Annotated in this window: 24 protein-coding genes and 1 riboswitch; of the genes, 16 read left to right on the forward strand and 8 right to left on the reverse strand. The window is 67.6% G+C overall.

Annotated features, from left to right (window positions below; all coding sequences use genetic code 11):
* Nucleotides 1–131 precede the first annotated feature (131 nt).
* From EDF57_RS07210 to EDF57_RS07225, 4 genes are all read right to left on the reverse strand, one after another.
* Entirely contained in the window at nt 132–2,279 is a 2,148-nt protein-coding gene (locus EDF57_RS07210; RefSeq protein WP_166675197.1) for a bifunctional diguanylate cyclase/phosphodiesterase, read from the reverse strand.
* A 206-nt stretch (nt 2,280–2,485) separates the two neighbouring features.
* Nucleotides 2,486–4,219 carry an ATP-binding protein gene (locus EDF57_RS07215; RefSeq protein WP_134093652.1) on the reverse strand — a complete coding sequence of 578 codons (1,734 nt, stop codon included), beginning with the start codon at nt 4,217–4,219 and terminating at the stop codon, nt 2,486–2,488.
* 129 nt (nt 4,220–4,348) lie between these two features.
* Nucleotides 4,349–5,017, reverse strand: coding sequence for a glutathione S-transferase family protein (locus tag EDF57_RS07220; RefSeq protein WP_134093653.1), 669 nt, complete (start codon nt 5,015–5,017; stop codon nt 4,349–4,351).
* 94 nt (nt 5,018–5,111) lie between these two features.
* A complete protein-coding gene (locus EDF57_RS07225; protein ID WP_134093654.1) occupies nt 5,112–6,284 on the reverse strand; it encodes a glycerophosphodiester phosphodiesterase in 1,173 nt (390 codons plus the stop codon).
* 286 nt (nt 6,285–6,570) lie between these two features.
* Here EDF57_RS07225 and EDF57_RS07230 point away from each other — a divergent pair, with 286 nt between their 5' ends.
* From EDF57_RS07230 to cobJ, 5 genes are all read left to right on the forward strand, one after another.
* Entirely contained in the window at nt 6,571–7,290 is a 720-nt protein-coding gene (locus tag EDF57_RS07230) for a DUF899 family protein (protein WP_134093655.1), read from the forward strand.
* 117 nt (nt 7,291–7,407) lie between these two features.
* A riboswitch (cobalamin riboswitch) is annotated at nt 7,408–7,641 on the forward strand.
* Between the two features lie 175 nt (nt 7,642–7,816).
* A complete protein-coding gene (locus EDF57_RS07235) occupies nt 7,817–8,950 on the forward strand; it encodes a cobalamin biosynthesis protein CobG (RefSeq protein ID WP_347876946.1) in 1,134 nt (377 codons plus the stop codon).
* Nucleotides 8,951–9,580, forward strand: a complete 630-nt coding sequence (locus EDF57_RS07240; protein ID WP_134093656.1) for a precorrin-8X methylmutase — start codon at nt 8,951–8,953, stop codon at nt 9,578–9,580.
* Nucleotides 9,577–10,326 (forward strand): precorrin-2 C(20)-methyltransferase, encoded by a 750-nt coding sequence (gene cobI, locus EDF57_RS07245; RefSeq protein ID WP_134093657.1) that lies wholly within the window; start codon nt 9,577–9,579, stop codon nt 10,324–10,326. Before EDF57_RS07240 ends, cobI begins: the two co-directional genes overlap by 4 nt.
* On the forward strand, nt 10,323–11,072 hold the full coding sequence (gene cobJ / locus EDF57_RS07250; protein WP_134093658.1) for a precorrin-3B C(17)-methyltransferase: 750 nt from the start codon (nt 10,323–10,325) through the stop codon (nt 11,070–11,072). Before cobI ends, cobJ begins: the two co-directional genes overlap by 4 nt.
* On the opposite strand, the gene EDF57_RS07255 is transcribed toward cobJ, so the two are convergent.
* On the reverse strand, nt 11,048–11,797 hold the full coding sequence (locus EDF57_RS07255) for a cobalt-precorrin-6A reductase (RefSeq protein ID WP_134093659.1): 750 nt from the start codon (nt 11,795–11,797) through the stop codon (nt 11,048–11,050). The two genes, cobJ and EDF57_RS07255, sit on opposite strands and share 25 nt — an antisense overlap.
* Here EDF57_RS07255 and cbiE point away from each other — a divergent pair.
* The 10 genes from cbiE (at nt 11,796) to EDF57_RS07305 (ending at nt 20,573) form a co-directional block, all read left to right on the forward strand.
* Nucleotides 11,796–13,001: a precorrin-6y C5,15-methyltransferase (decarboxylating) subunit CbiE gene (gene cbiE / locus EDF57_RS07260; protein WP_134093660.1), complete on the forward strand. Its 1,206-nt coding sequence runs from the start codon at nt 11,796–11,798 to the stop codon at nt 12,999–13,001. The two genes, EDF57_RS07255 and cbiE, sit on opposite strands and share 2 nt — an antisense overlap.
* Nucleotides 12,983–13,363, forward strand: a complete 381-nt coding sequence (locus tag EDF57_RS07265) for a cobalamin biosynthesis protein (RefSeq protein ID WP_243840938.1) — start codon at nt 12,983–12,985, stop codon at nt 13,361–13,363. The genes cbiE and EDF57_RS07265 overlap by 19 nt, the downstream gene beginning before the upstream one ends.
* Nucleotides 13,360–14,169 carry a precorrin-4 C(11)-methyltransferase gene (gene cobM / locus EDF57_RS07270; RefSeq protein WP_134093661.1) on the forward strand — a complete coding sequence of 270 codons (810 nt, stop codon included), beginning with the start codon at nt 13,360–13,362 and terminating at the stop codon, nt 14,167–14,169. Before EDF57_RS07265 ends, cobM begins: the two co-directional genes overlap by 4 nt.
* Nucleotides 14,166–14,936 carry a precorrin-6A synthase (deacetylating) gene (gene cobF / locus EDF57_RS07275; protein ID WP_134093662.1) on the forward strand — a complete coding sequence of 257 codons (771 nt, stop codon included), beginning with the start codon at nt 14,166–14,168 and terminating at the stop codon, nt 14,934–14,936. Before cobM ends, cobF begins: the two co-directional genes overlap by 4 nt.
* Before the next feature lie 91 nt (nt 14,937–15,027).
* Complete coding sequence (locus tag EDF57_RS07280; RefSeq protein WP_134093663.1) at nt 15,028–15,246, forward strand: ParD-like family protein; 219 nt, start codon at nt 15,028–15,030, stop codon at nt 15,244–15,246.
* The gene (gene map, locus EDF57_RS07285) at nt 15,243–16,043 is read left to right on the forward strand and encodes a type I methionyl aminopeptidase (protein WP_134093664.1); all 801 of its coding nucleotides are present in this window, start codon (nt 15,243–15,245) and stop codon (nt 16,041–16,043) included. Before EDF57_RS07280 ends, map begins: the two co-directional genes overlap by 4 nt.
* 147 nt (nt 16,044–16,190) lie before the next feature.
* Nucleotides 16,191–18,434 (forward strand): catalase, encoded by a 2,244-nt coding sequence (locus EDF57_RS07290; RefSeq protein ID WP_134093665.1) that lies wholly within the window; start codon nt 16,191–16,193, stop codon nt 18,432–18,434.
* Nucleotides 18,435–18,594: 160 nt separating this feature from the next.
* Nucleotides 18,595–19,017 carry a hypothetical protein gene (locus EDF57_RS07295; RefSeq protein WP_134093666.1) on the forward strand — a complete coding sequence of 141 codons (423 nt, stop codon included), beginning with the start codon at nt 18,595–18,597 and terminating at the stop codon, nt 19,015–19,017.
* 63 nt (nt 19,018–19,080) lie between these two features.
* Entirely contained in the window at nt 19,081–19,833 is a 753-nt protein-coding gene (yaaA, locus tag EDF57_RS07300) for a peroxide stress protein YaaA (RefSeq protein WP_134093667.1), read from the forward strand.
* Entirely contained in the window at nt 19,830–20,573 is a 744-nt protein-coding gene (locus EDF57_RS07305) for an SDR family NAD(P)-dependent oxidoreductase (RefSeq protein ID WP_134093668.1), read from the forward strand. Before yaaA ends, EDF57_RS07305 begins: the two co-directional genes overlap by 4 nt.
* A gap of 54 nt (nt 20,574–20,627) precedes the next feature.
* On the opposite strand, the gene EDF57_RS07310 is transcribed toward EDF57_RS07305, so the two are convergent.
* Nucleotides 20,628–20,981: a VOC family protein gene (locus EDF57_RS07310; RefSeq protein ID WP_134093669.1), complete on the reverse strand. Its 354-nt coding sequence runs from the start codon at nt 20,979–20,981 to the stop codon at nt 20,628–20,630.
* Between the two features lie 220 nt (nt 20,982–21,201).
* On the opposite strand from EDF57_RS07310, the gene EDF57_RS07315 reads away from it, so the two are divergent.
* Nucleotides 21,202–24,381, forward strand: coding sequence for a glycoside hydrolase family 2 TIM barrel-domain containing protein (locus tag EDF57_RS07315; protein ID WP_243840939.1), 3,180 nt, complete (start codon nt 21,202–21,204; stop codon nt 24,379–24,381).
* A 169-nt stretch (nt 24,382–24,550) separates the two neighbouring features.
* On the opposite strand, the gene EDF57_RS07320 is transcribed toward EDF57_RS07315, so the two are convergent.
* On the reverse strand, nt 24,551–24,931 hold the full coding sequence (locus EDF57_RS07320) for a DUF779 domain-containing protein (protein WP_134093670.1): 381 nt from the start codon (nt 24,929–24,931) through the stop codon (nt 24,551–24,553).
* 57 nt (nt 24,932–24,988) lie between these two features.
* Nucleotides 24,989–26,020, reverse strand: a complete 1,032-nt coding sequence (gene adhP / locus EDF57_RS07325) for an alcohol dehydrogenase AdhP (RefSeq protein ID WP_132269242.1) — start codon at nt 26,018–26,020, stop codon at nt 24,989–24,991.
* Between the last annotated feature and the right edge of the window lie 48 nt (nt 26,021–26,068).

Raw genomic sequence — 26,068 nt, forward strand, 5'->3', positions numbered from 1 at the left:
GCGTACTGCGATTGCTCAGCCGTTTTGGCATTGAGAGCCAGCGACGAGCAGCCTCTGTGGCTCTGTCGTAAGGAGGATCAAACAAGGAGAAGGCGAAGCGAGGAGGCCAACAATCTGATGCCCGGTTTCAGTTAGAGCACGCCCAGGATCGGCTCGCCCGTGCGGTAATCGACGATGGCAGCGGCGTTGTTCTGGAGGGTGATGAGGTTTTGCGCGGCGATCCTGGCGGGGGCGGGCTTGCCGAACTGGTAGCCCTGGGCGAAATCGCATCCCCATTGGCGCAGGGTAGCGGCTTCGGCAATTTCCTCGATGCCCTCTGCGACAACGTCGATGTTCAGCTTATGGCAGATGTCGATCACGCCTTGGATCAGCGTGGCGCTGCGCATCTCGATCAGGCGGCCGCCGCGAACGAAGCTCTGGTCCAGTTTCAGTCGGTGAATTTCGAATTCGGAGAGGTAGCTGAGCGATGAGTATCCTGTGCCGAAGTCATCGAGGGCGATTACGTAACCACGATCACGCAGACCCTGGAGGTTGTCGTGAACGGTGGGCGACTTGTTCAGGAGGACGCCTTCGGTGATTTCGAATCCGATCGATTTCGGGGAAACGTCGAACCGGGCGCGGTTGAAGTCGATCTGGTCAAGCAGCGCCGGATTCTCGAGCTGGAGCGGGGAGAGATTGATCGAGGTGCGCAGGTCCGGCCAGCGGCGGCTGTCGCGGAAGGCTTGCTGGATGATCCACGCGCCGAGTTGCGGCATGAGGCCGAGCTTTTCGATCACGGGGACGAAAACGGCGGGCGTGTCCTTGGCGCCGCGCTTCAGCCGCAACAGTGCCTCCACCCCGGCTGGCTTCATGGTGCGCAGGCTGATGATCGGCTGGTAGAACAGCTCGAAACCTTCGTCCTCGATGGCCTTCTTCATCCGCGCTTCAAGGCCCTTGCGGCTCTTGAAGGCCTCGCCGAGTGCGGGATCGTAGACGACGTGGCGTTCCGGTCCCGCCGTCTTGGCAGCGCCCAGGGCGATGTCGGCATGGCGCATCAGGTCGCTGGCGGTATGGCCATGTTCTGGAGCAGCGGCGATGCCGGCAGAGATCGTGACGGCGACGGTTGTTCCGTCCCGCGTTTCGCGCGTGACGGCGATGCCGGTGGCACGGGGGCCGAGGGTGAAGATGTCCGAATTGCCGACGATCAGCACGGCGAACTCATCCCCGTCGAGCCGCGAGACGAGGCACTGGGAACCCTGGAATTCCTTGAGCAACTGCTTGCCGAAGTCGAGGATGACTTGATCCCCGGCGCGATGGCCCAGTTCTTCGTTGATGGCGCTGAAATCGTCGATGTCCAGCAGGATGAGCTGGCAGGCCTGAGAACCGGCGATCTGCTCAAGCTGCTTGATGAAAGTGGTGCGGTTCACCAGCCCGGTGATGGGGTCGAAAAGTTCGAGATAGCGCGCGCGCTGCGAGTTCGTTTCGGCTTCGTCCTTCAGGTTGCTGGCACGATAGGCCACCATGAGGAACAGGCCGAGCACGGCTGCGCCGATCGCCAGGGTGGCCGGGATAACGTATTCGCGGATCGCTTCCCCCGGCATGGCCGGCCGCCATGCAAGGCGGCCCAGCGAGGTGCCGTCCGAGGCTGACAGCTGGACGCTTCGCATGTTGGACGGCGCAGCGGTGCGCGGGCCAAGGGCCGTGAACCCATCCAGCATCAGCGTGCTGGACCAGCGATTGAGCAGGGGATCGTCGAGGTATGTGATGGTCACCAGCGACAAGGGCTCTCCCGCGGCGGGAATGCGGGACGCGGCGACGACGACGGGAACGCCGCGAATCGAGGCGAGATCGGCCTTGGCATCCGGCGCTGCCTTGGCGGCTGTTCCTTCCGAGGCAGGCGACGCGTGGAGCGAGCTGGCGAGATCCTTGGCGGTGTCCTGGATTTCCTCCAGATCGGCCTCGTCGGCCCGGCCACCGCGGGTATAGCCGTAGATCGCGCCGGAGCGGGTGAGGATGGCCACGGTCCGGGTGGTTTCAGCGCTGACGGTGGGCCGTCCCAGCTCATTGTCCAGCCAGTTGGCGGCTTCGTCCGGGCCGAGCGCTGCGATTCGCTGCGCAGGTTCCATGCGGGCGCTGGTGGCCGCGGCCTGGGCTGCAGCACCGGAAAGCGTGCGCGCGATGGTCTTTTCGACTTGCTGCTGCTGTCGGTTCGCCGCGATTCGGTCCATGGACTGCGAGGTCACGAAAAGTGCCGCCGAACCGCCAAGCGTCAGCCCAAGAAGACCAACGATCGCTGCCACCCCCCGGTGACCCGCTAATTTCTGGCCGTTAAGCATTCGCGATCCCTACTTGGTCCCCGACTTTCTGGGTCCTTCGAAGCGATTGCATTAACCTGCTTTCGTCAACAAATCGCAACCAGACAGTCGGGTGCCGGAAATATCTTCGCTACCCTGGGACAGCGGCTGTCTCGCCCCGCGCGCCCTTTTTCCTATTATAGGCGAAAAATTCAGGCGCAGGCGCGGAGCAGGGTCAGGCCGCTCTCATCTTCGATCAGACGAAGCCCCGGCTGGCCGGCGACGATGTCCCGGAAGCTTGAGAAACGGGGCGGCTTGAGCAGATATCCTGCCGCGCCGAGTTCGACCGAGCGCCGCTGGTCCGGCCCATAGTCAGAGCCGCTGCACATGATGACCAGCATGTCCCTCAATCGCTCGTCTTCCCGGATCTGCTCCAGCAACCTGAACCCGTCGACATCGGGCATGTTGATGTCCAGCAGGATCAGGTCGATGTCCGTGCCCGGCGCAGCGAGCAGGCGATGGGCCTCGCGGCCGTCGCGGGCGCTGCGCAAGTTGCAGCGTAGCCGGGGCCGCTTGAACAGCGCGAGTTCGGTCAGTTCGAGGTCTGCCTCCCGGTCGTCCACGATCAGCACATTGGCGATGGATTCCGGCCTGCCCTCCAGATCGCAGGGGGTATCAAGCTGGGCATCTGGCAGGGTGAAGTGGAAAGTCGCGCCATTCCCGCGCGTGGCCGAGCAGCCGATTTCGCCGCCATAGAGAGCGACGATGCGCCGGCAGATGGCGAGCCCGAGCCCGGAGGATTCGTTGCTGTGAACCAGCCGGCGGAACGGCTGGAACACCTGGTCGATCTCGCTCGGCCGAATGCCGACGCCATTGTCGGAGACGCTGAAACGGTCGCGTCCATCGACGATATCGTGCGCGATCGTCACCGTTACCGGACCTTCGTTGTGAAGAATGGCATTGGCGATCAGGTTCTGGAGCAATTGCCGTAGCTGCACCGGGTCGGCAACGAGATCGGGCAGGGCGGCATGGGTCAGCACGGTACCGCGTTCGGCGATGATGCGGGCCAGGTTCTGGCGCACGTCCTCGACGATGTCCGCCAGGTTGCAGGTCAGCCGCTCGGGTTCGTTCTGAACGTCGAGGCGGGTATATTGGGAAACCGAGTCGATCAGCATGCCCATGCGCGCGGCGGATTCGCCGATGAAGCGCAAGTAGGTTGCCTGCCGGTCGCCGCTTGCGGGTTCCTCTTCGGGCGTTTCGCGCAGGAGGTCGGAAAACGACATCAGCGTGCGCACGGGTTCCCGCAGATCGTGTGCCAGCGCGCGGGTGAAGACGCCCAGACTGGCATGTTGCTCGCTGATGCGCCGCTGCTGTTCCTGGAGGCGATGCACCATGCCCTGGAGGCGGGTGTAGAGTTCGGCGTTTTCCAGCGCGACCGAGGTGGTGTCGGCCAGGGCCTGGAGAATGGCCAGTTCCTCCGCCGTCGGCGCGCGGCGGGACGACCAGTAGTTGCCGATGGCGCCGATGGGCGAGGTGCGGCGGATCGGCACCATCGCCATGCTCTTCACGAACGTGGGGCGATAGGCTTCGACCGGGACGCGCGGATCGGCGTAGATATCCTCGATCACCGCGCTCTGTGCATTGATCATCACCCAGCCGCTGACACATGTGCTCATCGGGAAGCGGCGGCCCTTCCACAAGGGCGCTATGGCGTTCTCCTCCGCGTAGTAGCACATGTCGCCGTCCCGCAGGACGAACGTGGCGCCGTCGGCTCCGGTCAGGTTGCGCGCGGCGTCCCGGACGATGGCGGTGACGGCGTCCAGATCGCGCGCGTGGGACAAGTCCTGCACCGCGGCGACGAGGCGCTCCATGGCCGAAATGTACCACGACGAAGGCTCGGCGGGCGATGCCGGGACACTGGGGGGGGAGAACAGGGTGGCGTCCATGGCAAGCGCCTTCGGTTTCGATCGTGACTGCACCGCACGCGGGTCTAGCGGGCGAAACCTTCCGCAAGCCGAACCCGGCGATATGTATTTGTTCGGGGGTGCCGGACAGGCGCGGTCAGGGGCAGGCGTTCAGGCCGGTGCTTCGGGCCGGGTGCCGGATGCGGCCTCGAATACCGCGCGCTGGTCCGCGAAGGCGCGTTGATAGGCGGGGCGTGCTTCGGCGCGGGCGATATAGGCCAGCAGTGGGGGCCAGGCGTCGAGGAGGTTGGAACTGACCAGTCGGCGCAGCACGGTCACCATCATCAGGTCTCCCGCGCTGAAGGCACCGTCCAGCCATTCGGCGCTCCCAAGCGAGGCGGTCAGTTGCTGGAGGCGGGCCTGGACGCGCTTTTCCAGCATCGGTTGCCGCGCTGCGAACCAGGGCTGCTCCCGCTCGAATATCATCGCCATGGTGCATTCGACGATGGGTGGCTCCACCGTGTTGAGCGCCGCGAAGAGCCAGGCGACGGCCCGCGCACGGGCATCGGCATCCTCGGGCAGGAGACCGGGGTGTGTGCCGGCGAGGTGGAGGACGATGGCGCCGGATTCGAACAGCACGAGATCGCCGTCTTCCAGGCTGGGGATCTGCCCGAAGGGCTGGTGCGCGAGATGTTCGGGCCTCTTGAGCGCTTCGAACGAAAGCAACCGCACTTGGTAGGGCAGGCCCAGTTCCTCCAGCGCCCAGCGTACCCGCATGTCCCGCGCGAGGCCCCGCCCCCGGTCGGGCGAGTTTTCGAAAGCGGTGATGGTGATCGTCATGGCGAGGCTCCCGGCAACGCGGGATCCTACCATGCAGCGAAGCGACAGGCGATCCGGGTTCGTGTGGGCGGGCGGGTTGCCGAAGCGGGCTGCCTCAGGCCGTGCCGTCCACGGCCGCACGTCCGAGGCCCGGATCGTCGGTGAAGAAGGAATCGACACCCGCCGCGATGAAGCGGCGCATGAATTCGATGCAGGCCTTGTCCTGACGCGCCGCATCGCCCCCCGGGCCGCGGAAGTCCGTGGGCAGGAAGCTGTTTTCCGGCCGCACCGTCCAGGTCGAGACGAGCAGGCCGGCCGCATGGGCATCGCGCACCAGCGTGCTCGGCTTGCCCAGCGGGCCGGACTTGCCGGTGGCATCGCCGAAGGGGATGATCCCCTGGAGCACGGGGGCGATCCAGTCGGCATAAGTCCTGACTTCGGCCAGACCGGCGGGCGTGAGCATCTGCTTGAACGTGAGGCTGCCCCCGGAGGCGGCGACATCGGCGGGGTGCATGTCCAGAGGCACGGTCAGTTGCAGGAGTTGCAGGCTGCGATAGGCGGCGATGCGCGGGCGCAGCCACTTGAGATTGGCCACCTCGAAGCTCTGGACGATCACCGGGGCGGTCGAGAGATAATGGCTAGCGGCCACGCGGTCGAGGAAGCGCTGTTCCTGCGGCAGGCCGATCCCGGCGAAATAGGTGGAATGCTTGATCTCGGGAATGAGGCCGATCTTGCGGCCGCGTGCGGCGGATTCCGCAGCCACGAAGTCCGCGATTTCCTCAAGCGTGAGCAGTTGGAACTGGCCGTCGTAGCTCTTGCTTTCGGGGCGCATGGCACCGAGCCGTTCGACTGCGCGCAGGGTCTTGATCTCTGCGAGGGTGAAGTCCTCGGTGAACCAGCCGGTGACCTTTTCCCCGTCGATCACCTTGGTCGTGCGGCGCTGGGCGAATTCGGGATGGTCCGCGACATTGGTAGTTTCGGCGATGTTGTTCTCATGCCGGGCGATCAGGGCACCGTCCTTGGTCGAGACGAGATCCGGCTCCACGAAGTCCGCGCCCTGGTCGATGGCCTTGGCGTAGGACGCCAGGGTGTGCTCGGGCCGCAGCGCCGAGCAGCCGCGGTGGCCGATCACCAGCGGCTTCTTGCGCGCGCCTCCAGTTTGCGCGACCGAATTCTGCGGCGCCGCCAGTGCGGGGCCTTGGCCGAGAAGCGTGGCGGCGCCTGCTCCAGCGCCGGCAAGGAGCATGCCGCGGCGGGACAGGGTGGTTTCGGCCGGGTGGTGGTTCATCGCGGTAATCTCCGGGCTCAAGGCAGGGATCGCGGGCAGCGTACCCCGTGCAGAAGCGCGGCGCTGCGGCCATGATCCCGCCTCCTGGCGGGGCGGCAGGGTGGGTCATTTGCGCGACTAGCCCCGGATCATGACAGCACGGGGTCGGAATATCGCCTTGCGTCAGGGGCTTGCCGCGTTGCCGGAAGGGGGCGGCGATTTGCCGCAGCTTTGCGTGAACTCTTGCCCTCGTTCGGGCGTTCAGGCTGCGAGCGTCAGGGGAGCAACCGGAGGGAGGAGCCCGATCATGGAACATCTCAGTTTTCCCAACGAAAGCGCCGAATACCGCCGCGCGCGTAATGAACTGCTCGATGCCGAAATGGACCTGCGGCGCCAGACGGAAACGGTTGCGGCGATGCGCCGGGCGCTGCCCCCCGGCGGGACGATCAAGGAGGACTACGTCTTCGAGCGCATCGGGGATCATCAGCGCCCGGAGCAGGTGCGGCTGTCGGAACTGTTCGCGGGGAAGCCCAGCCTGATCCTCTACAGCTACATGTTCGGTCCCGAGCGCGACGAGCCCTGCACCGGCTGCACGCATCTGCTGGACGGGCTGGACGGGGCCGCACGGCATGTCCCGCAGGCTGCGGCGTTCTACGTCGTCGCCCGTTCGCCTTTGGCCCGTCTGGTGGCCTGGGCGCGTGAACGCCGCTGGCCGCATCTCCGGTTCCTATCGGCCGAAGGCAGCAGCTACACACGGGACTATTTCGGCAACACGGCCGGCGTAACCCCCGCCATGCGCCAGGAACGCGGGTACGAGGACGGCAAGGACTGGGACGAGCCGATGATCAACGTCTTCCGCAAGGATGGCGGCGAGGTTCGGCATTTCTGGGGCGGCGAACTGCTCTACGCCCCGGAGGAGCCGGACCAGCACCATCGCTCGCTGGATGCTTTGGACCCGGTCTGGGGCTTGCTGGACCTCCTGCCCGAGGGACGCGGAGATTTCTTCCCGAAGCTGAGCTACCGCTGACCGGGGGGCTCTAACCGCGCTGCCGGCGCGCGTGCCTGTTTGGACGTGGCTCCATGAGACTTGCGGATCGGCATTTCCTGCGTTAGCGCCCCGGTGCCCGCCCAATCCGTCAGGATCGGCGGGCAAGATCGCGCCGGTGCCTCGAACGAGGCTTAATAGGGAACGCGGTGAGAGGGTTCGTCCCTCAAATCCGCGGCTGTCCCTGCAACTGTGAGCGGTGAGCAAGATGCCGTGGCTTCCCCCGGGAAGCCGGCCACTGGATCGCGGGCGCCCGGCGCCACGGTCCGGGAAGGCCGAGCATCGCGCTTTGACCCGCAAGCCAGGAGACCTGCCGGCGCATCGGTCGCTCTTGCCCTGGCCCAGGGATAGGCCAAGGCTCGGTACTCCGCGTGAGCGACGAAGCCGTGCGGCTGGGGCTGCATCGGCGCGCAGGACGGGCGTTCATCGCGCCCGCCCGTCGTTGCGTGCGGACCGACGCCCGTCGGCAAGCCCCGGTCATCGTCGCTGCGCGCGAGAGGATGATGCCGTGCGGCAGGATGAAACGCGCGTCCCGATGACAGGCTTCGCCTTGCGCGGATGGTGCCCGGATGCCTGGCGTCCGATGATGGCCGGAGACGGGCTGATCGTGCGCGTGAAGCCCCGGCTGGCGCGCCTGACCGCGGCCGAGATCGCGGTGCTTGCCGATCTGGCGCGCCGTTTCGGCAGCGGTGCGATAGACATCACCAATCGCGCCAATCTCCAGATCCGCGGTGTCCGCGAGCAGGGCTGGCAGGATTTGCTGCGCGCCCTGGTCGACCGGGGCCTGGTCGATGCCGACGCCGGTCTGGAGGGGCGGCGCAACCTGCTTGTCGCACCCGGCTGGGATCGCGGGGACGATACCGCGCGGATCGCGGAAGAACTCCTGGGCCGTCTGGGCGAGTTGCCCGAATCGCCCGGAAAGATGGGCATCGCGGTCGATGCCGGCCCCGTCGCCACACTGCTGGACAGCCCCGCGGATTTCCGCATCGAGCGCGCGGAAGCCGGCGGCCTGCTGCTCCGCCTCGACGGGCGCGAGAGCGGGGTTTCCATCCTGCCGGAAGAGGCCGCAGACCGCCTGATCGCGCTGGCCCACTGGTTCGTGGAGACCGGCGGGGCCGCGGCCCGCCGGGCCTCGCGCCACACGGCCGCTCTTCCGCAATGGGCGCGGGGGGATAGCCGTCCCGCCGTCGGAGCCGCTGCGCCGCATGGCTACGGGGTGCCGTTCGGGCGGATCGAGGGGGAGGCACTGGTGCGGCTGATGGCAGCGACCGGCGCTGCGGCCCTTCGCGTTACGCCTTGGCGGCAGCTTCTGGCGGAATCCGACGTGCGAGAGCCGGTGGAGGGCTTCATTCTCGATCCCGGCGACCCGCTGCTGCGCGCCGATGCCTGTCCGGGCGCGCCGGCATGCCCGCAGGCGACGGTCGAAACGCGCGAACTGGCGCGCCGGTTGGCGCCGCATGTGTCCGGGCGCCTGCACGTTTCCGGCTGCGCGAAAGGCTGCGCGCGCGCACGGCCGAGCGACGTGGTCCTGACCGGGCGCGACGGCGCCTTCGACCTCGCCCTCCGTGGCCGCGCGGGCGACCCGCCGACGCGGGGCGGCCTTTCTCCCGACCATGTCCTTGCCCATTTCGGAGCCTCATGAATGGCGCATATCTACGAAAAGGATGGCGCGGCCATCTATCGCCAGTCGTTTGCGACGATCCGCGCCGAGGCGGACCTCGCGGCCTTTCCCCCTGACGAGGAGCGCATCGCGGTCCGCATGATCCACGCTTCGGGGCTGGTGGAGCTGGCGCGGCACATCCGCTTCTCGCCCGGATTCGCCCGCGCGGCGATGGCGGCGCTGGAGGCGGGTGCGCCGATCCTGTGCGATGCGCGCATGGTGGGCGAAGGGATCACCCGCGCCCGGCTTCCCGCGGACAATGCGGTGATCTGCACGCTCCAGGATCCGCAAGTCCCGCAAATGGCGCAGGCGATGGCGAATACCCGCTCGGCGGCGGCGCTCGAACTCTGGCGGCCGCACCTTGGCGGGGCCGTGGTGGCCATCGGCAATGCGCCCACCGCGCTGTTCCACTTGCTCGACATGCTGGAGGACCCCGATTGCCCGCGCCCGGCAGCGATCATTGGCTGTCCGGTGGGCTTCGTGGGGGCGGCCGAGTCCAAGGCCGCCCTCTGGGATGCCTGCCCGGTGCCCTGCTGCATCGTCGAAGGAAGGCTGGGCGGCAGCGCGATCACCGTGGCCGCGGTCAACGCCATCGCGAGCAGCGCGGAATGAGCGTGGGAACCGTACACGGCGTCGGACTGGGCCCCGGCGCGCAGGACCTGCTGAGCGTTCGCGCCGACCGATTGGTGCGCGGAGCCAGGCATGTCGCCTACTTCCGCAAGGCCGGCCGGCCCGGTCAGGCGCGGCGGATCGTCGAGGGCATGCTCCGCGCCGATGTCGTCGAGCATGCGATGGAATATCCGGTGACCACGGAGATTCCGCTGGGAGACCCGCGCTACAACGCCTGTCTTTCCCGCTTCTACGCAAGCTGGACCGAGCAACTGGCGAAGCTTGTCCGCGAGGGCGAGGATGTCGTGGTGCTCTGCGAGGGCGACCCCTTCTTCTACGGCTCGTTCATGCACCTCTATACCCGCCTGGCCGAAGCAGGGGGCCATGCAGGGCCGGCACCGGTGCCGGTCGCCGTCGTGCCGGGGATCACCGGAATGTCGGGCGCCTGGACGGCATGCGGCGCGCCGATGACCTGGGGCGACGATGTCCTCACTGTCCTCACCGCCACGCTACCCGAGGCAGATCTGGCGCGGCGCATTCGCGATACCGACGCGCTCGTGGTCATGAAGATCGGCCGCAATCTGGCCAAGCTGCGCCGCGCCGTCATCGCTGCCGGGCGCGAGGGGGAGGCCTGGCTGGTGGAACATGCCGCGATGGCCGAGCAGCGGGTGACGCCGCTCGCCGAGGCGGAAGCCGTGACGCCCTACTTCTCGATCCTGCTGATCCACGGACAGGGGCGCCGGCCATGAGCGGCTGGCTCGCCATCGCCGGGCTGGGGCCGGGCGACGAGGCGCTCGTCACGCCCGAGGCTTCTGCGGCCCTGGATGCCGCCACCGACGTGATCGGCTACGGCCCTTATGTCGCTCGGGTGGCGCCGCGCGTGGGCCTGCGCTTTCATGCCAGCGACAACCGCGTCGAATTGGAGCGCGCTGCCCATGCGCTTTCGCTCGCGGCCGAGGGGCGGCGCGTGGTGGTGGTCTCCTCCGGGGATCCGGGCGTCTTCGCCATGGCGGCGGCGGTGTTCGAGGTTTGGGAGCAGGGCCCCGCCGACTGGCGCGAACTCGATATCCGGGTCCTGCCGGGCATCACCGCCATGCTGGCGGCGAGCGCGCGGGCGGGCGCGCCGCTGGGCCATGACTTCTGCGCCATCAATCTTTCCGATAATCTCAAGCCCTGGGCATTGATCGAGCGCCGATTGCGGCTGGCGGCGGAAGCGGACTTCGCCATGGCCTTCTACAACCCGCGTTCGAAGGCGCGGCCGGAAGGTTTCGCGCGCGTCCTTGAGATCCTGCGCGAGGCTTGCGGGCCGGAGCGCCCGATCCTTTTCGCCCGCGCCGTCTCCACGCCCGAGGAAGTCCTGACCATCGTGCCGCTGGCCGAGGCGCGGGCGGAGATGGCGGACATGCGCACCATGGTCATCGTCGGATCGAGCCGCACCCGGCTGGTGGCGCGAGACCGCGGTCCGGTCCTCTACACGCCGCGGTGGGCGGAATGAGCGAGCCAGTCCAGCACTTGCTCCACCCGTTCCAGCGCGCGGCGGGGCGGGATCGCGGGGCGGTCTATCATCGTCACGGCAAGCCCCAGTTCGCGCGCGGCTTCGAGCTTGGCCGACGCGCCGGAGCCGCCCGCGTTCTTGCAGACCAGCAGGTCGATCCGGTGCGCACGCAGCAAGTCCGTGTCGCGCTCCGGCGTGAAGGGTCCGCGGTCGATCACGAGGTCGTGATGCGGCAGGGACGGCGCTTCGGTGGGGGCATCCACGAAGCGCAGCAGATAGTGGTGCTGGGGCTGGGCCGCGAAAGCCTCGACGTGCATCCGGCCGAGCGCCAGCATCACCCGGCGCGGCGGACCCTCCAGGCTGGCGACGGCGGCGGCGAGGTCTGGGACCTGATGCCAGCGATCCCCGCCGCGCGGTGCCCAGGGCGCCCGCGTCAGCGCCGCCAGCGCAATTCCGGCGGCCTTGGCAGCGGCAATGGCATGAGCGCTCATCGTGGCCGCGAAGGGATGCGTTGCATCGACAAGATGGGTGACGGCGGTTTCGCGCAGATAGCGCTCCAGCCCGGCAATGCCGCCGAAGCCGCCCACGCGGACCGGCACCGGCTGGCTTCGCGGGCTGGCCACCCGTCCGGCATAGCTCAGCACGGTGTCGATCTCGCGCTCGGCCAATGCCGCGGCGAGGGCGCTCGCCTCGGTGGTGCCGCCGAGAATGAGGACGCGGGTCATGTCTGAAGCTCCCCAAAAGCCTTGGCTGACGATCGTCGGTATCGGCGAGGACGGTCTGTCCGGCCTCGGCGAGGCGGCCCGCGCCGCCCTTGCGGCGGCCGAAGTGGTGACCGGCGCCGCCCGCCACCTCGGCCTGCTGGCGGGGCTTAGTGCGGAATGCCGGACATGGCCAGTGCCGTTCGAGAGCGGGCTGGCCGCGCTGCTGGCGCTGCGGGGGCGGCAGGTGGTCATGCTGGCTTCCGGCGATCCGTTCTGGTTCGGCGCGGGTTCGGTGGTGACACGGACGCTCGACCGCTGGGAATGGACCGCGCACCCGGTGCCCTCGACTTTCGCCCTCGCGGCCTCGCGGCTGGGCTGGCCGGTCGAGGCGACGCGGTGTCTGGGGCTCCACGCGGCGCCGCTGTCGCGGTTGCGTCCGCACCTTGCGCCGGGGCAGCGGGCCCTGGTGCTGCTGCGCGAGGGGGCGGCTGCCGCGGAACTGGCCGATTATCTCGCGGCGGAAGGGTTCGGGGCATCGCAGCTCACGGTGCTCGAAGCGCTGGGCGGCCCGCGCGAACGGATCCGGCAGGTGGCGGCCGAGGGCTTCGATCTGACCGACGTGGCTCATCCCGTCGCCGTGGGCGTCCTCTGTGCGGGGGAAGGGCGCGTCCTGCCCCGGACGTCCGGACGCGGCGATGACTGGTTCGCGAACGACGGCCAGATCAGCAAGCGCCCGCTGCGCGCCCTGGCGCTTTCGGCGCTCGCGCCCCGGCCCGGCGAGATGCTTTGGGACATCGGCACGGGATCGGGCTCGATCGCGATAGAATGGCTGCTCGCCCACCGCGACATGCGGGCCCTGGGCTTCGAGGTCGATCGCGAGCGCGCGGCGCGGGCGCGGGGCAATGCCCTGGCGCTCGGCGTCGATCATCTGCGCGTGGTGGAAGGACGCGCCCCCGAGGTGCTGGAAAACCAGCCCCTGCCGGACGCCGTCTTCGTGGGCGGCGGGCTGGGCGCGCCGCTGCTGGAGCGGCTCTGCGATCTCCCGGCGGGCACCCGGCTGGTGGCCCATGCCGTCACGCTGGAAAGCGAGGCTCTGCTGGCCGCGGTCCATGGCGAGGTGGGCGGCACGCTGCTGCGCATCGAACTGGCGCAGGCCGCGCCGCTGGGCACGCGGCGCGGCTGGAAGGCCCACTATCCCGTCGTGCAATGGAGCGTGACCTTGTGATCGTGGCCGGCTTCGGATTTCGCGCAGGCGCATCCCTCTCCTCCGTGCGTGACGCACTGGCGCGGGCCTGTGCGGATGGCGCCGAACCGGACGTTCTGGCCGCGCCTGCCGACAAGATCGCGCTCCTGCGCTTGCTTGCTCAGGAGCGACAGGTTCCGGCAGTCCCCGTCGCTGGCGAAGCGCTGGAAGCGGCGGCGACGGTGACTCTGTCCGCCGCCAGCCTTGCCGCTCGCCGTACCGGCAGCGTCGCCGAAGCCTCGGCCCTGGCGGCGGCCGGTCCCGGCGCCCGGCTGCTGACGGCCCGCCATATCTCGTCCGATCGCATGGCCACTTGCGCCATGGCCCAGGGAGCCAGTTCATGACCGTACACTTCATCGGCGCCGGTCCGGGCGCGCCCGACCTGCTGACCTTGCGCGGCCGCGACCTGATCGCTTCGAGCCCGGTGTGCCTCTATGCGGGCTCGCTGGTGCCCGCCGCCGTGCTGGAGCATTGCCCGCCCGGCGCGCGGATCGTGAACACCGCGTCCCTGGATCTCGACGCGATCCTAGCGGAGATCGTGCAGGCCCATGCCGAGGGGCATGACGTGGCCCGTCTCCATTCCGGGGACCTCTCGATCTGGTCCGCCATGGGCGAGCAGATCCGCCGCCTTCGCGCGCTGGGCATCCCCATCAGCGTGACGCCGGGCGTACCGGCTTTCGCCGCCGCTGCGGCGGCGCTGGAGACCGAGTTGACGGTGCCGCGTCTGGCGCAGTCACTGGTGCTGACGCGGACACCGGGCCGGGCCAGCGCGATGCCGGAGCGCGAAAGCCTTTCCGCCTTCGCCGCGACCGGCAGCACCCTGGCGATCCACCTTTCGATCCACAACCTTGCCGCGGTGGTTGCGGATCTCGTGCCCCACTACGGCGCGGATTGCCCGGTGGCGGTGGTCTGGCGGGCGAGCTGGCCGGACGAGAAAGTCGTGCGGGCGCGGCTGGACGGTGTGGAGCAGGCCGTGGCGGGAACGATGGAGCGCACCGCCCTCATCCTGGTGGGACGGGCTCTGGACGTGGAAGAGGGCGTGGCGGCGGAAAGCAGCCTCTATGCCCCCGACTACGATCGCCGCTTCCGGCCGCAATCGGCGCAATCGCCATTCGCTTCCTCGGGCCTTGCCGGGGAGCTGGAGCCATGACCGGCACGGTGGATATCCACCTGATCGGCATCGGCACCGGCAACCCGAACCACCTGACGCTTGCGGCCATCCGCGCGATGAACGGGGCGGATCTGATCCTGCTGCCCCGCAAGGGCGAGGCGAAGTCCGATCTGCTCGATCTGCGCTGGTCGATCTGCGACAGCGTGCTGACGGAAGAGACGCGGGTCGTGGAGTTCGATCTCCCCGTCCGTTCGGAAACCCCGCCCTACCTCGAAGCCGTGGATGCCTGGCACGCCGCCATTGCCGGGGTCTGGGCGAGCCAGATCGACCGGCACCTGCCGGAAGGCGGCACGCTGGCGCTGCTGGTCTGGGGCGATCCCTCGCTATACGACAGCACCCTGCGGATCGCGGAGCGGCTGCAGCGCGGGGGGCGGGCGCTGAGGGTTCATGTCGTGCCGGGCATCACCAGCATCCAGGTCCTCACGGCGGCTCACGGCATTGCGCTGAACGGTCTGGGAGCGCCCGTGACGATCACGACGGGACGGCGCCTGCGCGACGGCGGATGGCCGGGCAACGCGGAAACGCTGGTGGTCATGCTCGACGGCACTTGCGCCTTCGCCGCGCTGCCGCCGGAGGGCCTGTCGATCTGGTGGGGCGCGTACCTCGGCATGCCGCAACAATGCCTGATCGCGGGCGACCTGGCGGAAATCGGCCCGCAGATCGTGCGTCGCCGCGCCGCGCTTCGTGCGGAGCATGGCTGGATCATGGATGTCTACCTGCTGCGAAGGTCCGGCTCAGACGCCTAGCCCGGAAGAAGCTGCCCCTTGCCCGATCTCGTCGGCTTGCATATGGGCCATATATGATTCGTATATGGCCCATAAGGTAAAGGCCGGTTGCATGGGTATCGTCAATATCGAGGATGAGCTGCACGACCAGCTCCGCAAGGCCAGCAAGGCGTCCTATCGTTCGATCAACGCGCAGGCGGCTTTCTGGATCAGGATCGGCATGCTCTGCGAGTTGAACCCACAGCTCACGTTCCAGCAGATCGTCATTCGCGAACTCAGGGAGGCGGGGGTCGACCCTGACGATCGGGCCTGCGGGGCGCGCGTGCCATGATCAAGACGCCGGAGGAAATCGAACTCATGGCCGAATCCGGCCGTCTTCTGGCATCGGTGTTCACGTTCCTAGATGGACAGCCGCTCGCCGGGCGGACGACCATGGAGATCAACGATCTGGTGGAGCACATGATCGTCCACCAACTGGCGGCGCGGCCCGCCAGCAAGGGGCAGTACGGCTATGGCTATGTGCTGAACTGCTCCCGCAACGATGTCGTGTGCCACGGGGTCCCTTCCGGGACCGAGACGTTGCGGGCGGGAGACATCGTCAATTTCGACATCACTCTCGAAAAGAACGGCTTCATTGCCGATTCCAGCAAGACTTATGCCGTGGGCGAGATCGCGCCTGCGGCCGCGCGTCTGGTGAAGACGACATATGAGGCCATGTGGAAAGGCATCCAGGCGGTTCGGCCCGGCGCGCGGCTGGGCGATGTCGGCCACGCCATCGAGCATCACGCCAAGAAAGCCGGCTATTCGGTCGTGCGGGAATATTGCGGACACGGCATCGGCCGGGAAATGCACGAGAAGCCCGAAGTGCTCCATTTCGGCCGGCCGGGTACAGGCGTGAGGCTGGAAGAAGGCATGGTCTTCACGATCGAGCCGATGCTGAACCAGGGGCGGCGCATGGTCCGCACAGAGGATGACGGTTGGACGGTGGTGACGGTGGACGGCAAGTTGTCCGCCCAGTTCGAGCACACGGTGGCGGTCACCCGGAATGGCGTGCGCGTCCTCACCCTGCGGCCCGAGGAAAGGCTTCCGTCGCGCGGCAAGACCGCCTTGCGCCCGGCCCGGGCATAATCGCGATGACCTAGGTTAATTTCGGCGGATCGGCGGCAACTCCCCTTCGCGGGCGGGGTTATCGGGCACAGACACCGAGCATGCAGGTATGCCGAAGCGGCGGCCTGCGAGAGCATCGGTGCCATCTCATCCCAGCGAGGATAGCCCATGGCCAAGACCCCCACGAAAGCTTCCGCGAAGCGTGCACCCGCCCAGAAGACGCCGTCGAAAAAGACGCCGTCGAAGAAGGCTCCATCTGACATCAGCGCCGCCGATATCGGCGGCGAAACGCCCGCCAGGGCCGACCCGGTTCCGGGAGACGCCGCGATCTCCCATAGCTACGCCGAGACCCAAGGTTCCGGCGGAGAAACCCGCCAGAGTGCGGGGGAGGGCGTTGCGGCGCTGACGACCCAGCAGGGCGTGCCGGTTTCGGACGACCAGAACAGCCTGAAGCAGGGCGCGCGCGGGCCGACGCTTCTGGAAGACTTCCATTTCCGCGAGAAGATCTTCCACTTCGACCATGAGCGCATCCCCGAGCGCGTCGTCCACGCGCGCGGCTACGGCGCTCACGGCTACTTCGAATTGACGGACAGCCTGGCCGATGTCAGCCGGGCCGACGTGTTCCAGCGCGTCGGCGAGCGCACGCCCGCCTTCGTCCGCTTTTCCACCGTGGCCGGATCAAAGGGTTCGTTCGACCTTGCGCGGGACGTGCGCGGCTTTGCGGTCAAGATCTACACCCAGGAGGGCAACTGGGACCTGGTAGGCAACAACATCCCGGTCTTCTTCATCCAGGACGCGATGAAGTTCCCCGATCTCGTCCATGCCGCCAAGCCCGAGCCGGATCGCAATTTCCCGCAGGCCCAGACCGCGCACGACAATTTCTGGGACTTCGTCAGCCTGACGCCGGAAAGCTTCCACATGATCATGTGGACCATGTCGGACCGCGCCATTCCGCGCTCTTTCCGCACCATGGAAGGCTTCGGCGTGCACACCTTCCGGCTGCTGGACGCCGAGGGCAAGTCCACGTTCGTCAAGTTCCACTGGAAGCCGAAACAGGGGCTGCAATCGGTGGTCTGGAACGAGGCGGTCAAGATCAACGGCGCCGATCCGGACTTCCATCGCCGCGACTTGTGGGACGCCATCAACGCGGGCGACTTCCCCGAATGGGAACTGGGCGTCCAGCTGTTCGACGATGCCTTTGCCGACAGCTTCGACTTCGACGTGCTCGATGCCACCAAGCTCATCCCCGAGGAACTCGTGCCGATCCGCGTCGTCGGCCGCCTGGTGCTCGACCGGGTGGTGGACAACTTCTTCGCAGAGACCGAGCAAGTGGCCTTCTGCACCCAGAACGTGCCGCCGGGGATCGATTTCTCGAACGACCCGCTGCTTCAGGGCCGCAACTTCTCCTACCTCGACACCCAGATCAAGCGGCTGGGCGGACCCAACTTCACGCATATTCCGATCAACGCGCCCAAGTGCCCCATGGCTCATTTCCAGCAGGACGGGCACATGGCCATGCGCAATCCCAAGGGTCGGGCGAATTACGAACCGAACAGCTGGGGCGCCGAGCAGGGCGGCCCGCGCGAGGATCCCGTGCGCGGCTTCACCAGCTATGCCGAGACGGCAGAGGGCCAGAAGCAGCGGGTGCGGTCGGAAACCTTCGCCGATCACTATAGCCAGGCACGGCAGTTCTTCGTGAGCCAGGCGCCCGTCGAGCAGAAGCACATTGCCGATGCCCTCGTGTTCGAGCTGTCGAAAGTGGAGCGCCCGGACATTCGCGCGCGTACCGTCTCCCACCTGATCCGCATCGACCCCGGGCTGGCAGGCACCGTGGCCGACGGGCTGGGCCTGCCGTTGCCCGATCCCGCGGTCGCATCGCGCGAGCCGATCGCGGACCTTCCGGCTTCGGACAAGCTGAGCATCGTCAAGAACGGTCCAGCGGACTTCAAGGGCCGCAAGCTCGGCATACTTGTGAGTGACGGCGCCGACGCGGCGGTGCTCTCCGCCCTGCTCAACGCGGTGGAGGCCGAGGGCGCCGTCTATGAGGTGATCGCACCCAAAGTCGGCGGCGTGACACTGTCGGACGGGACCCGTCTGGCCGCCAGGCACAAGATCGACGGCGGCCCTTCGGTGCTGTTCGATGCCGTGGCTCTGGTGGTGTCCGGGGAGGGCGCGGGGCTGCTCGCGATGGATGCGGCGGCGAAGGATTTCGTCACTGACGCCTTCGCGCATTGCAAGTTCATCGGTTACACCGGCGCGGCGGAGGCGATCTTCGCCAAGGCCGGGATAGCCGGTGATCTCGACGAGGCCTGCCTGAAACTGGGCGGTGCCAAGGATGCCGGCGCCTTCCTCAAGGCCTGCCGCGCGCTGCGTCACTGGCCGCGCGAAATGGCGGTCGATCTCGACGCGTAAACGGACTGGCGCAAACGGCGGTTTTCGCCGCGGCCCGGTCTCGGTTTCCCTGTTTGGAACCGGGCCGGGCCGCTGGTCGTTTCTCAGCCTCGACGCCGTTCCCGTTTGCGGATTAGTGTCATCCGCGAGCGACCCCGACGATTACCGAAGGAATCCATTCATGAAACGCATCCGCAACCTGTCCCTGTTGGCTTCCGCGCTCGTTCTGGTGCCTGTCAGCGTGCTGGCCCAACCGGCGCCCACTGCCGGCGCGCCTCGTGAAAAGGTTGCAGGGCAGAGCGTGGCCGAGATGGGTCTGCCCCAGGGCGCCGAGGCCGGCGACGCAGAAGCGCGGCGCAAGGCACTGAACGAGCAGCAGGCGCAGGCAGCGCGGGCGCAAGTCGAGGACAACGTGGCGCGCGAACAGGCGCGTGAGGCCGCCATCGCCACGGAGACCGCGCGGCAGGACCGCGAGCAGGCGGCCTATGCCGAAGCCGTGCGCCAGCACGACGCGGCCGTGCAGGACTACCAGGCGGCCCGCACGACCTGGGAACGCGCCAATCCCGCCTGCAAGCGCAACGACCCGGTGAAGTGCCCCCGCTGACCGGGCTTCCGAGGCATGCGGGGCGGTTTGACGTGGTCGTCCGCCCCCGCTACCGCGCGATCGATGATCGCTCTCCTGTCTCCCGCGAAAACGCTCGATTTCGAGCGCGCCCTGCCGCCCCTTGCCGTCACCACCCCGCATTTCGCTGAGGAGGCGGGCAGCCTGGCACGGTCTGCGGCGAACCTGACGCAGAAGCGGCTTTCCGAGCTGATGCACATCTCGCCGCGTCTCGCCAAGCTCAACGCCGATCGCTTTCGCGACTTCGCGGAACTGCCCGAACGGCAGGCGCTCTTCGCCTTTGCCGGCGACGTCTACACCGGCTTCGAGGCGCATACCCTGGACGAGGCCGGGGTCGCCTTCGCGCAGGATCATGTTCGCATGCTTTCCGGCCTTTACGGACTCTTGCGGCCTCTCGACGCGATCCGGCCCTACCGACTGGAAATGGGCACGCGCTGGGCGCCGCGCCACAAGAGCCTGACCGACTGGTGGGGCGATCGCATCGCCGGGTTCCTGCTGGAGCAGCTGGCGGAAGAGGGGTCGGAAACCGTGCTCAACCTGGCCAGCCAGGAGTATTTCGCGGCCGTCTCCGGAAAGTTGCCGGGCGTCCGGGTGATCGAGGTGGAATTCCGTGAGCCCGGCCCGAACGGCCCGCGCTTCGTCAGCTTCAATGCCAAGCGCGCACGCGGCATGATGGCGCGCTGGCTTTGCGAGCACCACGTCACCGAGATCGACGCCATGCGCGGTTTCGACAGCGACGGCTATCGCTTCGATGCGGCCGAGAGCGATGCCGACCGCTGGCGGTTCACCCGCTCGTGAGCAACGCGGGCCGGTCCTCCGCCGTCGTCATCGGCGCATCCGGCGGGATCGGCGCCGCGTTCGAGGCGGCTCTGATCGAGGAAGGCGCTTACGAGGTCGTCCATGGCTTCGCGCGATCGCGGACCGGGGCGGATCACCTCGACCTGCTTGACGAGGCCAGCATTGCCGCTGCCGCCGCCCGCGTGGCCGCAGGGCCGCCGCCGGGGCTGGTGATCGTGGCCACCGGGCTGCTCCACGAGGAGGACCACGGCCCGGAGAAGGCGCTGCGCGATCTCGATCCTGCATGGCTGGCCCGGCTCTATGCGGTCAATGCCATCGGGCCGGCGCTGGTGGCGAAGCATTTCCTGCCGCTCATGCCCAGGTCGCGGACGGGACCGGGGGCGGGAACCGGCAGCGGGGCGCCATCGGTCTTCGCGGCGCTCTCGGCCCGGGTCGGTTCGATCAGCGACAACCGGCTGGGCGGCTGGCACGGCTATCGTGCGTCGAAAGCGGCGCTCAACATGCTGGTGCGCAATCTCGCCATCGAGGAACGGCGCCGCAGCGAGCGCACCATCGTGGTGGCGCTCCATCCCGGCACGGTCGACACGGCCCTGTCGCGCCCGTTTCAGGGCAATGTTCCGCCCGGCAGCCTGTTCGATGCCGAACGCGCGGCGCTGCAATTGCTGGACGTGATCGAGGAGCTGAAAGTGACTGACAGCGGCAAGCTCTTCGATTTCGAAGGCAAGGAAATCGCATTCTGAGGCAGGCCGGCCCAGGCTGAGGGGTCGGCAGGGATGGGGGACCGGACTTCGGGCCTAGTCGTCAGGTTGCCACAGTTCGAGCGGGTTGCCTTCCGGGTCATGGATGCGGGCGAAGCGGCCGACGCCCGGCATGTTCCATTCGGGATTGGTCACCACGGCCACGCCCGAGGCGAGCAGCCGCGCGCAAAGCGCGTCGAGATCGTCCACCCGCAAGTTCAGCATCCACGCCTTTTCGGCCGCGAAATAGTCGCTATCGGCGGGGAAGGGTGCGAAAACGCTTGGGCCGGCCTGGGTATCCCAGGCGCCATGCGGCGATGCGCCGACGCCGAGATGTTCGGCATACCAATTCTTCAGCGCCTCCGGGTCCTTCGCCCGGAAGAAGAAGCCGCCGATACCCGTCACACCCATTTCCGTGCTCCCGATCCGAATGGCACGGCCATACCACAGGCCGCACCGCTCAGCGAATGCTTCCTCGGCAGAGGAAAGCCGCTGCCCGCCGCCTTGCAATTCGCCCCACGAAGTATACGATATATCAAACGGCCGGCTCGATCCGGCTTTCACGGTTTCATTCCCGCGAGGGGCTTCCCGGCGCGGGGCGGCCCGGTGGGGGTCGGCAAGGGGCGGATTGGTGCGACATTTCCTGAACAGCTGCGCGGTGGGCGGGCTCATGACCGGGCTCCTGCTGGCGCAAGCCGCCATGGCCCAGAACGCGATGGCCCAGACCGCCACGGCCCAGCCCGCCCCCGCATCTCCGGCCGATCGTTCGGCCCCGGCAGAATGGGAACAGCCCCAGGTGATCCGGCAGGGCGCCGAGCCCATGCGCACCACTTTCGACGGCTTCGAGACACGCGCCGGTGCCCTTTCGCGCGACGTGGCGAAATCGCGCTATCACTTGTCGCTGGACGGGGACTGGAAGTTCCATCTCTCCCCCACACCGGAAAGCCGCCCGGCCGAATTCTTCAAGCCCGATTTCGACGTGAGCGGCTGGGGCACAATGAAAGTGCCGGGCATCCTCCAGGCCGAAGGGCACGGCCGCCCGGTCTTCGTCGGCAGCGGCTACCCCTTCCCGCGCGACCAGCCATGGATCGACCATCGCCTCAATGAAGTCGGCTCCTATCGCCGCGACTTCACGGTGCCTGCGAATTGGTCCGGCCGCCGCCTCTTGCTGACGGTGGGCGCGGCGGGCGCGGCCTATTACATCTGGGTCAACGGCCAGCGCGTCGGTTACTCCGAGGATTCCAAGCTCCCCGCCGAGTTCGACGTGACCCGCTATGCCCATGCCGGCAGCAACACCGTCGCCATCGAACTCTACCGCTTCGCCGATGGCAGTTATCTGGAAGATCAGGACTTCTGGCGCGTCAACGGGATCGAGCGGAGCGTGACGCTCTACGCGGCGCCGGCCACGCATATCCGCGATCTCACGGTCGATGCCGGGCTGGAGAACGCCTATCGCGACGGCAAGCTGACCGTGAAAGTCGACCTGGCTGGCCAGCCCCAGGCGATGCGCCTGCGCGCGACGCTGCTCGACGGCAAGCGGGAAGTGCTGACGCGCGGCGGCACAGCGCAAGGGGGCACGGTGTCCCTTGAGGCGGGCGTGCCCTCGGTGCGGACATGGTCGGCCGAGGACCCGCAGCTCTACACATTGCTTGTCGAACTGCTCGACGCCGACGGCAGGCTGGTGGAGGCCACCAGCCGCCGCATCGGCTTCCGCACCGTGGAGATCGCCGGGGGCGAAGTGCGCGTGAACGGCAAGCGCGTGATGATCCGCGGCGTCAATCGCCACGAGCACGACCCGAAGACCTTCCACGTCGTCTCCGAAGAGACGATGCGCCGCGACATCGAACTGATGAAGGCGGCGAACGTCAATGCCGTGCGCACCTCGCACTACCCCAACGACCCGCGCTGGTACGACCTTGCCGACGAATATGGCCTCTACGTCATGGACGAGGCCAATATCGAGAGCCACGGCTACCTCAGCCTCTCGCAGGAACATGGCAACGATCCCAAGTACCTGCTGGGCAACGATCCCAAGTGGCAGGCCGCCCATCTCGACCGGGTGGAGCGCATGGTTCGGCGCGACCGCAACCACCCCTCGATCATCTTCTGGTCGCTGGGCAACGAGACCGGCATCGGCACCAATTTCGAAGCCGCCGCCAAGTGGGTGCGGGCGAACGATCCCAGTCGCCTGATCAACTTCCTCGGCTGGAGCATGAGCAACTGGCGCCACCCGGTGAACAGCTATGTCGACATCTTCGCACCCATGTACGACGACGTGCCGAAGATGATCGACTACGCCCAGGACCCGGCGTTCACCCAGCCCCTGATCCTGTGCGAATATGCCCATTCGATGGGTAACAGCCTGGGCGATCTCCAGGGTTACTGGGATACGATGCGCCGCTACCCCAAGCTGCAGGGCGGCTTCATCTGGGACTGGGTGGACCAGACCATGGAGCTGAAGGACAAGGACGGGCGGGCCTATTGGGGTCAGGGCCTGGACTACGATCCCGATCCGAAGGACGCGGGCCTGCACGGCGACGACAGCCCGGTGGGCGACGGCGTGATCCAGTCCGATCGTACGCCCGATCCCGAATATTACGAACTCGCCAAGGTCCAGGCGCCCATCGCCTTCACCCACGATGCGGGCGGCTACCGCGTGGTCAATCGCCACGACCATGTCGACCTTTCGCGCTTCACGCTCGACTGGACGGTCATGGAGAACGGCAAGGACGTGGCCAGCGGCGCGCTGGTGACGCCGGACGTGGCCGCCGGGGGGTCTGCTGCGCTGGTGGTGCCGGTTCCGGCGGCCAGGGACGGCTCGGCCGAGCGCATCCTCGTGCTGCGTGCCCGCGCCAAGGCCGGCGCCGTGCCGACGCAGCCCGCCGGGCATGTGGTGGGCTGGGAGCAGTTCGCCTTGACCGCGCCGGCCGTCGTCGCGGCGGCGGCAGGCACGGTCGCGCCCAGTGAAACCGCATCTGCCATGCGCCTCGCCTCGGGCGATGCCGTGCTGGAGATCGACAAGGCGACCGGCCTCGTCACCCGCTACGCCCGCGGCGGCAAGCTGCTGCTTACGGGAGGAGCGCCCAATTTCTGGCGATCGCCCACTGACAACGATGTCGGCGCCGGCGTACCCAAGAGCCATGCCATGTGGCAGTATTTCTCCGAGCATCGCCGCGTCGAGGCGGTCGAGCGGGACGGCAATGCCGTGGTCGTGCGCCATGACATGGGTGTGGGCTCGGTGAAGACCGAAACGCGCTGGACCATGGCCGCCGACGGCTCGGTGGGGGTCACTGTCCATTTCGAGCCGCTGCGCGACACGCTGCCCGATCCGCTCCGCCTGGGCCTGGCTTTCGAGACGCCCGCCGTGCTCGACCAGGTTCGCTGGTTCGGCCGCGGTCCGCAGGAGACTTACGCCGATCGCAAGACCGGCGGCCTCGTCGCCCAGTGGCAGGGCACTCTCGCGGACCAGTTCCACGATTACGCAAGGCCGCAGGAATCGGGCAACAAGACCGACGTGCGCTGGATCGAACTGACAGGTGCCAGGACCGGGCTTCGCGTCACCGGCGCGCAGCCGCTGTCGGTCAATGCGCTTGCTTTCCCTTATGCGGACCTCGCCATGAAGCCGCCCGGGCAGGCCCATAGCGCCGACATCCACCCGCATGGCAACGGCACCCTGCTGATCGATGCGGCGCAGGCGGGCGTGGGCGGGGACACCGGCTGGAACCTCGATGGCCGGGCGCACATGCCCTATCGCATCGCGCTGAAGCCGCTGACATATGCGTTCACCATCGGCGCGCCGGGGTCCCGCTGAAACGGCCGGCGGAACGCGCATGTGCCGTTTCGCAGGGCGCTTCGTTTCTGGGCAGCTGCGGCATCCTGAAGTGTTTCAGGATCCCTTGTCGGGCCTGCTCCGGCGCTCGGGATCTTGCGGGCGCTCTGGGTGACGTCGCGGTTGCCAGCGCAGCGGGCAGGGCCAGCCTTCAGGGCGAGCCCGAACCCTTGTCCAACTGCCGCAACTCGTCCTCGGTGAAGACACGGCCGCGCGTCAGGAAGCGGCGTTCGCGGCCGTTGTCCAGGCTGAACATGCCGCCCCGGCCGGGAACGACGTCCAGGATGAGCTGGGTATGCGCCCAGGCCATGCCTTGCGCCCGGCCGATGTAAACGGGCGCGCCGCTCACTTCGCCTAGCAGGATGTCGCCCTCGCCGATGCGGAACTCGCCTTGCGGGTAGCACATGGGGGAAGACCCGTCGCAGCAGCCGCCCGATTGGTGGAACAGCACCGGACCGTATTCGGCGGTCAGTTCCGCGACCAGTTCAAGTGCCGCCGGGGTGGCGGCGACCCGTTTTACCTCATTCGTCACCCCGGCGAACTCCTGTTCTCTTCGTTCGACCTTGCGTCGTTCCGCCTTGCCTCAGCCTCATCCGGCCATGTCGAGGACGACGCGCCCTTCGATCTGGCCCTTGTGCATGCGATCGAAGATGGTGTTGATGTCCTCGATCTTCGCGGTCTCGACGGTTGCCCTGACTTTGCCTTGCGCTGCGAAGTCTATGGATTCCTGCAAGTCCAGCCGGGTGCCGACGATCGAGCCGCGCACGGTGATGCCGTTGAGCACCATGCCGAAGATGTTGAGCGGGAAGTCGCCGGGTGGCAGGCCGTTGAGCGCCACGGTGCCGCCGCGTGCGGTCACGCCGATGGCCTGTTCGAAGGCTTTCTCGCTCACCGCCGTCACCAGCACGCCGTTGACCCCGCCGCCGGTCTCGCGCTTGATGATCGTGGCCGGATCCTCGTTGCGGGCATTGACCGTGATCGTCGCGCCCAGCCTGCGGGCAAGGTCCAGCTTGCCGTCGTCGATGTCGATCGCCGCGACGTTGAGGCCCATGGCAACGGCATATTGCACGGCCATGTGGCCCAGCCCGCCGATGCCGCTGATCGCCACGTAGTCGCCGGGCCTGGTGTCGGTCATCTTCAGGCCCTTGTAGACCGTGACGCCTGCGCAGAGCACCGGCGCGATCTCGGTGAAGCTGATATTGCCGGGCAGATGGCCGACATAGTTGGGATCGGCGACCACATAGTCCGCAAAGCCGCCGTTGACCGAGTAGCCGGTGTTGAGCTGGGTTTCGCAAAGGGTTTCCCATCCGCCCAGGCAATGCACGCAGTGGCCGCAGGCGGTGTAGAGCCAGGGCACGCCCACCCGGTCGCCCTCCTTCACATGAGTGACGCCCGCGCCGACCTGGCTGACATAGCCTACGCCTTCGTGGCCCGGAATGAACGGCGGGTTGGGCTTCACCGGCCAGTCGCCCTCGGCGGCATGAAGGTCGGTGTGGCAGACGCCGGAGGCCTGGATCGCCACCTGGATCTGGCCGGGGCCGACTTCGGGAACCGGTACTTCGTCGATCGTCAGCGGTTTTCCGAATTCACGCACGACGGCAGCCTTCATGGTCTTGGCCATTGGAACACTCCTCTCGGGGGATAGTCAGGTGGTCGGGGGGTGGGGGGC

The organism is Novosphingobium sp. PhB55 (assembly GCF_004368805.1).
GTDB lineage: Bacteria > Pseudomonadota > Alphaproteobacteria > Sphingomonadales > Sphingomonadaceae > Novosphingobium.

Bases quoted from the DNA above. Each gene is read 5' to 3' on its own strand.
- EDF57_RS07295 (WP_134093666.1), top strand. From the start codon at position 18,595: ATGAAACGCATCCGCAACCTGTCCCTGTTGGCTTCCGCGCTCGTTCTG.
- cobI (WP_134093657.1), top strand. From the start codon at position 9,577: ATGAGCGTGGGAACCGTACACGGCGTCGGACTGGGCCCCGGCGCGCAG.
- cobM (WP_134093661.1), top strand. From the start codon at position 13,360: ATGACCGTACACTTCATCGGCGCCGGTCCGGGCGCGCCCGACCTGCTG.
- EDF57_RS07230 (WP_134093655.1), top strand. From the start codon at position 6,571: ATGGAACATCTCAGTTTTCCCAACGAAAGCGCCGAATACCGCCGCGCG.
- EDF57_RS07220 (WP_134093653.1), bottom strand. From the start codon at position 5,017: ATGACGATCACCATCACCGCTTTCGAAAACTCGCCCGACCGGGGGCGG.
- EDF57_RS07225 (WP_134093654.1), bottom strand. From the start codon at position 6,284: ATGAACCACCACCCGGCCGAAACCACCCTGTCCCGCCGCGGCATGCTC.
- cobJ (WP_134093658.1), top strand. From the start codon at position 10,323: ATGAGCGGCTGGCTCGCCATCGCCGGGCTGGGGCCGGGCGACGAGGCG.
- EDF57_RS07290 (WP_134093665.1), top strand. From the start codon at position 16,191: ATGGCCAAGACCCCCACGAAAGCTTCCGCGAAGCGTGCACCCGCCCAG.
- EDF57_RS07215 (WP_134093652.1), bottom strand. From the start codon at position 4,219: ATGGACGCCACCCTGTTCTCCCCCCCCAGTGTCCCGGCATCGCCCGCC.
- EDF57_RS07310 (WP_134093669.1), bottom strand. From the start codon at position 20,981: ATGGGTGTGACGGGTATCGGCGGCTTCTTCTTCCGGGCGAAGGACCCG.
- adhP (WP_132269242.1), bottom strand. From the start codon at position 26,020: ATGGCCAAGACCATGAAGGCTGCCGTCGTGCGTGAATTCGGAAAACCG.
- cobF (WP_134093662.1), top strand. From the start codon at position 14,166: ATGACCGGCACGGTGGATATCCACCTGATCGGCATCGGCACCGGCAAC.
- EDF57_RS07240 (WP_134093656.1), top strand. From the start codon at position 8,951: ATGGCGCATATCTACGAAAAGGATGGCGCGGCCATCTATCGCCAGTCG.
- map (WP_134093664.1), top strand. From the start codon at position 15,243: ATGATCAAGACGCCGGAGGAAATCGAACTCATGGCCGAATCCGGCCGT.
- EDF57_RS07265 (WP_243840938.1), top strand. From the start codon at position 12,983: ATGGAGCGTGACCTTGTGATCGTGGCCGGCTTCGGATTTCGCGCAGGC.
- cbiE (WP_134093660.1), top strand. From the start codon at position 11,796: ATGTCTGAAGCTCCCCAAAAGCCTTGGCTGACGATCGTCGGTATCGGC.
- EDF57_RS07255 (WP_134093659.1), bottom strand. From the start codon at position 11,797: ATGACCCGCGTCCTCATTCTCGGCGGCACCACCGAGGCGAGCGCCCTC.
- EDF57_RS07280 (WP_134093663.1), top strand. From the start codon at position 15,028: ATGGGTATCGTCAATATCGAGGATGAGCTGCACGACCAGCTCCGCAAG.
- yaaA (WP_134093667.1), top strand. From the start codon at position 19,081: ATGATCGCTCTCCTGTCTCCCGCGAAAACGCTCGATTTCGAGCGCGCC.